Annotated in this window: 1 protein-coding gene; it reads right to left on the minus strand. The window is 61.0% G+C overall.

The features are described from left to right. Positions 1 to 43: 43 nt before the first annotated feature. Positions 44 to 1,227 (minus strand): IS3 family transposase gene (locus tag GA0111570_RS17195; RefSeq protein WP_092613882.1). Its coding sequence is split into 2 segments (ribosomal slippage): positions 44 to 966 and positions 966 to 1,227, totalling 1,185 coding nucleotides; the frame shifts between segments, so codons are not numbered across the junction. Positions 1,228 to 1,296: the final 69 nt, after the last annotated feature.

Genomic DNA, 1,296 nt, shown 5'->3' on the forward strand with positions numbered 1-1,296 from the left:
TGGGCTGCTGCGGGGTTTTCGGACAGCGGATTCGGTTGGTTTTCTACGCTGCCGTGGCCGGCTGTTGGTAAGCGTAGTGCACTTCGTTGGGGCGGCGGTAATCGAGCGCTGAGTGCCGGCGGCGGCTGTTGTAGAAGCCCTCGATGTAGCGGATGACATCCCGCCGGGCCTGCGTCTTGGTGGCGTACACGGTACGGTAGACGCGTTCGTTCTTCAGTGCCGAGAAGAACGATTCGGCCATCGCATTATCCCAGCACACGCCCGTGCGACCCATCGAGGAACGCATTCCCAGACGGGCCACCAGGGCCCGGAAATCAGCAGAGGTGTAGACGCTGCCACGGTCGGAGTGCCAGATCGCGCGAGGTTCGATAATGGTCGTCGCCGCTGCATTCTTCAGGGCCTCTTCGACGAGTTCGGTGCGCATGTGATCGGCGATGGACCAGCCGACGACTCTTTTAGAGTAACAGTCGATCACGGTCGCGAGATAGATGAAGCCCTGCCAAGTGTGAATGTAGGTGATGTCACCGACGAACTTCACCCCGGGCCGGTCGGCGGTGAAGTCGCGTTTCACGAGGTCCGGCATGGAGGCAGCCGCCTCGGCGTCTGCCTCGGTCGTGACCCGGAACGGGCGCGGCTGGCAGGCGATCAGGCCCTCATCACGCATGATGTGCCGCACCAACTCCGGGGAGCACTCAGTGCCCTCAGCGGCGAGGTCTGCGTGGACACGCCGGTACCCATACGTGCCATCGGACTCCTCGAAGAAGTGGCGAACCCGCGACGTCAACGCTTGACGCCGGGCCGCGGTCGCCGACTGTGGGCGTGTCAACCAGTGGTAGAAACCAGAGGTCGACACCCCCAACCAGCGGCACATCTTCGACACCGCATTCGTGTTCGACAGATCGCTTTTCTGGGAGTCGACGTATTCGTACTTGCTCACTACCGCTGCTCCCGCGCGAAGTAAGCCGTTGCTTTTTTTAGGAACGCGGTCTCCGCCTTGAGTTCCTGATTCTCGCGTTCGAGTTCCTTCAAACGGGCCCGTTCTGAGACGGTCAGCTCGGTCTCAGTCCCGCCGTTGGCTTCCCTGTACTTGATCAGCCAATTGCGGAGCGTCTCCGGGCCGACACCGTAAGCGGCCGCGACGTCTTTGATCGGCTTGGACGTGGAGATCACCTCACGGCACAACTCGTCTTTGAATTCTTGAGTGAATCGCCTACGCGACACGGACATGTTGGTCTCACTTTCAGTAGCACCCTCATCTTAAGAGGGCCCACTGTCCGAGAACTCCGAGGCAGGTCA

It is taken from the genome of Raineyella antarctica, assembly GCF_900092135.1.
GTDB lineage: Bacteria > Actinomycetota > Actinomycetes > Propionibacteriales > Propionibacteriaceae > Raineyella > Raineyella antarctica.